General features: G+C 71.1%; 8 protein-coding genes. All 8 read right to left on the bottom strand.

Features of this window, described 5'->3' with window-relative positions; all coding sequences use genetic code 11:
- Positions 1–199 precede the first annotated feature (199 nt).
- The 8 genes from AB0F58_RS05545 to rpmH all read right to left on the bottom strand — a co-directional run bounded on the left by AB0F58_RS05545 (position 200) and on the right by rpmH (position 6,504).
- Positions 200–1,255 (bottom strand): ParB/RepB/Spo0J family partition protein, encoded by a 1,056-nt coding sequence (locus AB0F58_RS05545; protein WP_357138260.1) that lies wholly within the window; start codon positions 1,253–1,255, stop codon positions 200–202.
- Positions 1,256–1,282: 27 nt separating this feature from the next.
- Positions 1,283–2,659 carry a ParA family protein gene (locus tag AB0F58_RS05540; RefSeq protein WP_357138257.1) on the bottom strand — a complete coding sequence of 459 codons (1,377 nt, stop codon included), beginning with the start codon at positions 2,657–2,659 and terminating at the stop codon, positions 1,283–1,285.
- 375 nt (positions 2,660–3,034) lie between these two features.
- Positions 3,035–3,742: a 16S rRNA (guanine(527)-N(7))-methyltransferase RsmG gene (gene rsmG / locus AB0F58_RS05535; protein ID WP_357138752.1), complete on the bottom strand. Its 708-nt coding sequence runs from the start codon at positions 3,740–3,742 to the stop codon at positions 3,035–3,037.
- 112 nt (positions 3,743–3,854) lie between these two features.
- On the bottom strand, positions 3,855–4,433 hold the full coding sequence (locus AB0F58_RS05530; protein WP_357138254.1) for a R3H domain-containing nucleic acid-binding protein: 579 nt from the start codon (positions 4,431–4,433) through the stop codon (positions 3,855–3,857).
- Positions 4,434–4,646: 213 nt separating this feature from the next.
- Positions 4,647–5,627 (bottom strand): membrane protein insertase YidC, encoded by a 981-nt coding sequence (yidC, locus tag AB0F58_RS05525; RefSeq protein WP_357138252.1) that lies wholly within the window; start codon positions 5,625–5,627, stop codon positions 4,647–4,649.
- A gap of 3 nt (positions 5,628–5,630) precedes the next feature.
- Positions 5,631–5,870, bottom strand: coding sequence for a membrane protein insertion efficiency factor YidD (gene yidD / locus AB0F58_RS05520; RefSeq protein ID WP_357138749.1), 240 nt, complete (start codon positions 5,868–5,870; stop codon positions 5,631–5,633).
- Positions 5,871–5,914: 44 nt separating this feature from the next.
- The gene (rnpA, locus tag AB0F58_RS05515) at positions 5,915–6,331 is read right to left on the bottom strand and encodes a ribonuclease P protein component (RefSeq protein WP_357138249.1); all 417 of its coding nucleotides are present in this window, start codon (positions 6,329–6,331) and stop codon (positions 5,915–5,917) included.
- Positions 6,332–6,366: 35 nt separating this feature from the next.
- On the bottom strand, positions 6,367–6,504 hold the full coding sequence (gene rpmH / locus AB0F58_RS05510) for a 50S ribosomal protein L34 (protein ID WP_357138246.1): 138 nt from the start codon (positions 6,502–6,504) through the stop codon (positions 6,367–6,369).
- Between the last annotated feature and the right edge of the window lie 628 nt (positions 6,505–7,132).

Genomic DNA, 7,132 nt, shown 5'->3' with positions numbered 1-7,132 from the left:
GCGGCGGGCGGCGGGCGGCGGGCGGCGGGCGGCGGGCGGCGGGCGGCGGGCGGCGGGCGGCGGGCGGCGGGCGGCGGGCGGCGGGCGGCGGGCGGCGGGCGGCGAATAGAAAACGACCGCGAGCCGGGTGAGGTTCCGGGTCGCGGTCGTTTTCTGCTCGCGGAGGACGAGGTGTCTCCGCTTCTCTTCGTCACGAGGCTCAGGCCTCGGGGTCCTCCTCCTGCCCGACCCCGATGAGTCCGACGATCCGTTCCAGGTCGTCCACCGTGGCGAACTCGATCGTGATCTTGCCCTTGTTCCGGCCAATGTCCACCTTGACGCGGGTGTCGAAGCGGTCGGAGAGGCGGTCGGCGAGATCGGTCAGGGCGGGTGCGTGTGCTTTCGGTCGACGCCGAGCTGCCGGCGTCTTGGTCGTACCCTCCTCGCTGAGCGCGAGAGAGACGATCTCCTCGGTCGCCCGCACCGAGAGCCCTTCGGCCACGATGCGCAGCGCGAGCTGTTCCTGGGCCTCGGACTCGTCGAGGCTCAGGAGAGCGCGGGCATGCCCGGCGGAGAGCACCCCGGCCGCCACCCGCCGTTGCACCTGGGGCGGCAGGTTGAGCAGTCGGATGGTGTTGGAGATCTGCGGACGGCTCCGGCCGATCCGCCGGGCCAACTCCTCGTGGGTCGCCCCGAACTCCTCCAGCAACTGCTGGTACGCAGCCGCCTCTTCGAGCGGGTTGAGGTTCGCCCGGTGGATGTTCTCCAGCAGGGCGTCCCGCAGCATCGCGTCGTCGCGGGTGTCCCGGACGATCGCGGGGATGCTCTCGCGGCCGACGGCCTGAGCGGCCCGCCACCGCCGCTCGCCCATCACCAGCTCGTACTTCTCGCCGTCGAGCTGGCGGACCACGATGGGCTGGAGGAAGCCGACCTCCTCGATCGAGGTCTTCAACTCCTCCAGCGCCTCCTCGTCGAAGACCTGCCGGGGCTGCTTCGGGTTGGGAAGGATCGAGTCGACCGGAATCTCGGCGAACCGGGCTCCCGGCACCGGCGAGAGCGGAATCGCTGCGGGCAGCGCCTCCGGTACCGCAGCGGTCACCGACGGGGTGGCAGTGGCCGGTGCCCCGTCGTCGGTGGGGATGAGCGCAGCCGTGCCCATGGCAGGAACGGCCTCCGGTGCGGGTGTGGGTGTCGCGGTCTCCGGCGTCTCCACGGGACCGGTGGGGATCAGTGCCCCCAGCCCTCGGCCCAGCCCGCCACGCGGACGGTTCTTCATGCGACGCCTCCCAGCGACTTGCCCGCACTACCCATTCCGGCTCACCGGCTCCTTCACCCCGCGCTCGGCGATCTCCTGCGCGGCTGCGAAGTAACTGGTGGCACCTCGTGAACCGGGATCGTAGGTCATCACCGACTGGCCGTAACTCGGGGCCTCGGAGACCCGCACGTTACGGGGGATGACCGCCTGGAGCACCTTGTCCCCGAAATGGTTCCGGACGTCCTGCTCGACCGCATCCGCCAGACGGGTACGCCGGTCGTACATGGTGAGCAGGATCGTGGAAACCTCAAGGGTCGGGTTCAGGTGCTTACGAACCAGGTTGATGTTGTTGATGAGCTGGTTCAGTCCCTCCAGCGCGTAGTACTCGCACTGGATCGGGATGAGCACCTCCTGCGCGGCCACCAACGCGTTCACCGTGAGCAGACCGAGCGACGGCGGGCAGTCGATGAAGACGTAGTCGAAGTGTCCCGGATAGCCGGCGATGGCTCGGGCCAGCCTCGATTCCCGGGCCACCACCGAGACCAGCTCGATCTCGGCGCCCGCGAGGTCGATGGTGGCCGGCACGCACCACAGGTTCGGGATGCCCTCGACCCCTTGGGCGACCTCCTCCAAGGGCACGCTGTCGATCAGACAGTCATAGACGTCCGGCACACCGGTGTGGTGCGGGACGTTCAGTCCGGTCGAGGCGTTGCCCTGTGGGTCCAGGTCGACCACCAGGACCCGGTTCCCGTGCAGGGCGAGCGCCACCGCCAGGTTCACCGTGGTCGTGGTCTTCCCCACGCCACCCTTCTGGTTCGCGACGCACATCACCCGGGTCCGCTCGGGGCGCGGCATGGTGACCTCGCCACTGGGATTCAGGATCTGCACGGCGCGCATAGCCTCCATAGCCAACGGTGGGTCATCCTCTTCGCGCGTCGGGGTTTCACGTGAAACGTACGCGTCGCCGGCCGATTCCCCGTACGGAGAGCCGGTCGGCGACGTGGGCGTGTCGATGGTGCCGAGTGGCGGCCCGGAGACCGCCGCCGGACCGGGTTGCAGCGGTACCGCAGGCACCGGAACGGGTTCGGGGGGATTGAGGGCACCCACGACCGGGTGGACCGGATCGTGGCCTCCCGCAGGATCGGATCCCCGGTATGGCCGGCCGCGTACGCTCTCCGGCCGGCGCGTCACGGGGTCATGGTCGGCCGTGGACTGTCCACCGTCGTAGCCGGACCTCAGCCGCCCTCCGTAGACCGTTCCGTCCCGGGAAGGGGGCGGGGCCGGGTCCGAGGGTCCGACGCCGTCGTGGCGGCGGGGACCCGACCGGGCCACCCCGGTTTCACGTGAAACAGGGGCGACCGAGGCGGATTCCGCCCGTTGACCGGTCACCCCGGGATCGTCGTCGTACCTGCCGTCGTCATGCACCTGTCATCCCTGCCCGCTCCGGATGGTCGGCCCGCATACCGTCGCTGCCGCATGTGCCCGCTCCACGAAGCGTACGGCCCGGCGGGGGCGGCCGGGACCCGGCGACACCGGCCGTCGTCCGCCCCACACTATCGACGCGCGGCCAGCCTACGGCGGACGGGCGGAGAAGGTCCATGCCGAGAAGCTCGGCTGTCGAAGGTCCCGCACAGGTTCAACGAACCAACCGGGTGGCCGGACCCCGGTCGGCCCGGTTGGTGTTGCCGCCCATTCCCCGAGGGTGCGGCACCGGAGTTGGCGTCCGTTCGGTCGCTCCACCACACGCGGCGGTCCAGGCCGCTCGTCGGGCCCGTCGGCCGGGCCCGGGTTTCGTCCGCCTCAGCGTCCCCGGGGCCGGCCGCCGCGGCGCTTCGCCCGGCGCGCTTTGCTCACCGGGCCGACCACCCGCTCCCGCACGATCTCCACAACGGTCGTCGGGGGGTCGATCACGTCGACACCGCACCGGTACACGGCAGGTTCCCCACCGCCGAGCCGCTCCACGCTGGCCGCGTGCTCAGCGATCTCGTCCGCGACGGAGGAGCCCTTGAGCGCGAGAATCCGTCCACCCCGGACGGTCAGCGGCAGGCACCAGAGGGCCAGCCGGTCGAGAGGAGCCACCGCCCGAGCGGTGACCACGTCGGCGCTGAACGGGTCGACGTCACCGCCACCGGAGGCGGCCTCGGCGCGGCCCCGGAACACCCGGACCATCCGGGTCAGTCCGAGTCCTTCCACCGCCTCGATCAGGAACGCGGTCCGACGGGCGAGCGGTTCGACCAGCGTCACGCGCAGATCCGGACGAGCGATGGCGAGCACCAGGCCGGGCAGCCCCGCCCCGGAGCCGACGTCGATGACCGTCGCGCCCTCGGGAATCCGCTCGGCCACCGCCGCACAGTTGAGCAGGTGCCGGTCCCAGATCCGGGGTGCCTCCCGGGGACCGATCAGGCCGCGCACCACGCCGTCGGTGACGAGCAGCTCGGCGTACGCGGCGGCCAGGTCGAGCCGGTCACCGAAGAGGGTCCGCGCCGCATCCGCCAGCTCCGGAGGCAGTACCGCGTCCCCGGCGGAGGGGAGGGTGGACGTTCGGGGGTCGACCGGCGACGGCCCGGGTGCGGTGTCACCCGGGCCGGGAACGCCAGCCGTGGCGTCGGAGGTCACCCGGTCAGTCCGCCGGCCGGACGATGATCCGCCGGTTGGGCTCGACACCCTCGGACTCACTCTCCACCCCGTCCATGGCGTTCACCACGTCGTGCACGCACTTGCGCTCGAACGCGGACATCGGCTCCAGCCGCACCGGCTCGCCGTACTCCTTGACCTTCTCCACCGCGTTCTTGGCGACGGCGGCCAGTTCCTTGCGGCGGTTGGCCCGGTAGCCGCCGACGTCCAGCAGCAGCCGGCTCGGCGTACCGGTCTGCCGGAACACGGCCAGCCGGGTCAGCTCCTGGAGCGCCTCCAGGGTCGCCCCGCGCTGCCCGACCAGGTTCTGTAGGCGCGCCCCGACCACCTCGACGACCGGCCTGCCACCTGACACCAGCTCGTCGATGTCCCCGTCGTAGTCGAGGATGTCGAGCAGACCTTCGACGTAGTCCGCCGCGATCTCGCTCTGCCGGAACAGATCGCTGTCGGCCGGAGCCTTCTTCCCACGCACCTCGGGCTCGGTCACCTCCGCCCCGGTCTCCGCGATCGGAGCAGCGTCCTCGTCCGGGGACTTGTCAGTGCGGGGGATGCTGGTGTCGGTCACGGTTCATCTCCGTACTTCGTTCGGGCGGACCGTCGGGTCCGTTGGTTTCCCGGCGGCGGCGCAGGGTCTCGCCGGTGCCACCGGGCACGTCTGTACGGGCAGTGTCGCCCGTGACCGCGCGGTCGCGCGGGAGATCCGTCCCGGCGGCGGCGGTGAGCCCGTGGTACGGATCCGGCCGCCGCCGGGCGGACCCGGCGGCGGCGCGTGGACCAGTCAGCCCTGCCGCTTGGCGGGCCGGTTCTTCTTCGGGTTGACCGGCTTGGCGCCCGGCTTCGGACCGGCGACCTTGGGGGTGGTGGGCTTCACCGGAGCCGGCGCGGGCTTGGCCCGACCCAGAAGGCCCCCGGCCTTGGCCGGCTGCGCCGTGCTACGGCCGCTGGCACCCGCCTTGGCGGTCACGCTCGGCGGCGGCGGGTACTTGCGGAGTACCCACTGCTGCTGGCCGAGGGTGAACAGGTTGTTGGTGACCCAGTAGATGATCACACCGATCGGGAAGATCGCACCGGAGATCAACAGCGAGAGCGGGATGCCGTAGAGCATGAGTCGCTGGATCATGCGCTGCTGCGGGTCCTCCGCCCAGCCGGTCTTGAGGATCATCTGACGGCTGGTCAGGTAGGTGGTGCCCATCATCACCAGGACCAGGACGCCGGCGATGACCTTGACCGTGGTGCCGTTGGCACCGAGCCGGGACAACTCCTCGGCGGTCGAGCCGAACTTGCCGGCGATCGGGGCGGTGAAGATCGACGCCGCGGACGCGCTCTCGAACTGCTGGACCGTCCAGCCGTACAGGGTCTTGCCCTGGTTGGCGGGGTCGAGGCGGCGGAGCACGTGGAAGAGGCCCAGGAAGACGGGAATCTGGAGGAACATCGGAAGGCAGCCCATGAGCGGGTTGGCCTTTTCCTTCCGATAGAGCTCCATCATCTCCTTCTGGAGCGTCTCCCGGTCACCCTTGTGCTTCTCCTGGAGCGCCTTGACCTGCGGCTGCAACGCCTGCATGGCCCGCTGCGACTTGATCTGCTTGACGAAGACCGGGAAGAGGATCACCCGGACGGTGACCACCAGGAAGACGATGGCCAGGATCCAGGCCCAGTTCGTGCCCGCCACCGGGCCGTCCGCCACCCCGATGGCGTCCCACGCCGAGTGCCAGGCCAGCAGGATCCACGAGATCGCGAGGTAGATCCAGTCGAGACTCAATTCTCAGGCTCCAGTCTCATCGGCGCGGCGGCGGCCGCCCGGCTCCGGCACCGGGTCATACCCACCGGGGTGAAAGGGATGGCAGCGCAGCAGCCGCCGGATCGTCAGCACGGTCCCCCGGAACGCGCCGTGCCGGGTGACGGACTCCAGACCGTACGCACTGCACGACGGGTGGAACCGACAGCGGGCCGGCAGTGCCGGGCTTATCCAACGACGGTACGCGATGATGGGTCCGACCAGGATCCGGGCACCGAGTGTGGTGGGCCGGGGCGTGGCGGAACCGCTGCTCACCGGGACCGCCGGCTACGGGGCGCCCGTGCCGAGGCGACGGCCGCGTCCAGGTCGGCGCCGAGCTGGACGTAGCTCGCCCCGGCCGCTGCGGGGAGTGCGCGTACCACGACGGTGCTGCCGGGTGGCAGCGTGGCGAGCCGTTCCCGGACGAGATGCCGCAACCGGCGACGGACCCGGTTGCGGACCACCGCCGGCCCGACCGCCTTGGACACGACGAAGCCGGCGCGGGTCGGTGCGGAGGACTCCTCCACACCCGCTGCCCGCGCCGGCTCCGGCGAAGACGGTGCCCCGGCTCCGGGTGTCAGAGGCAGAGCCAGGTGGACGACCACCGCGCCACGGCCGGCGCGACGCCCACCACGGATCGCTGCGGCGAAGTCAGTGCTGCGCCGCAGTCGCTGCGCGGCGGCCAGCACGACTGCCCACGTCCTCCGAACGGACCCGGCCGCCGTCAGGCCGACAGGCGGGCGCGGCCCTTGGTGCGACGGGTCGAGATAATGGCGCGGCCGGCGCGGGTACGCATGCGCAGCCGGAAGCCGTGGGTCTTCGCGCGCCGGCGGTTGTTCGGCTGGAAGGTGCGCTTGCTCACGTCAGGCTCTCCGTTTTCCGTACGCCCCGCGCGGGGGATCGCTCGGGGTGTGTGGTGGTCCAGGCCGGTTGGTGGCCTACGATCGGCGCTGCCCGATGATGCGGGACCTCGACGATGCGGGCACCACGACCGCGGACAGCAGGCACCCATCACCCTAGCAGGAGGGCGACAGAGCAGCCGTTCCACCCTACGCAGGGCAGCAACGACGGTCAAACACGCCCCGACCCGTCGCCCGGCACCCCTCGAAGGGCGTCGGACGGCGCGACGCGCCCGGGTGCGAGCGGGGGTTTTCACTGATACCGACAAGGGGCACACCGCCCCGCCGGTTGAAGCGGTACCGACAACGCTGTTAGCGTGCGCGCTTGCGGTCCGCGTCGTGATCGAGGTCGGAATCCGGTCGGGATCCCACACCACTGACAGGCAAGACCGGACCGGGCGGTGGATCGTTCGGCACGGTGAACCCGCTTCAGCACCCGTTCAGGCAGGGGGCAGGTCCCACCCGCATCTGGCGGACGGCCACAATCGGTCGGTACACAGGCTGTGGATAACCTGTGGATGGCGACCGTCCAGCCGTCCGGGCGGATGGTGTTCCAGCCGCTCAGACGCGGTGGCGGGCCCGGGACGGCCG

The sequence above is a fragment of the Micromonospora sp. NPDC023956 genome (assembly GCF_040639195.1).
GTDB lineage: Bacteria > Actinomycetota > Actinomycetes > Mycobacteriales > Micromonosporaceae > Micromonospora.
Note: the sequence above shows the minus strand (reverse complement) of the source record. Positions and strands in the feature narration are given on the sequence as shown.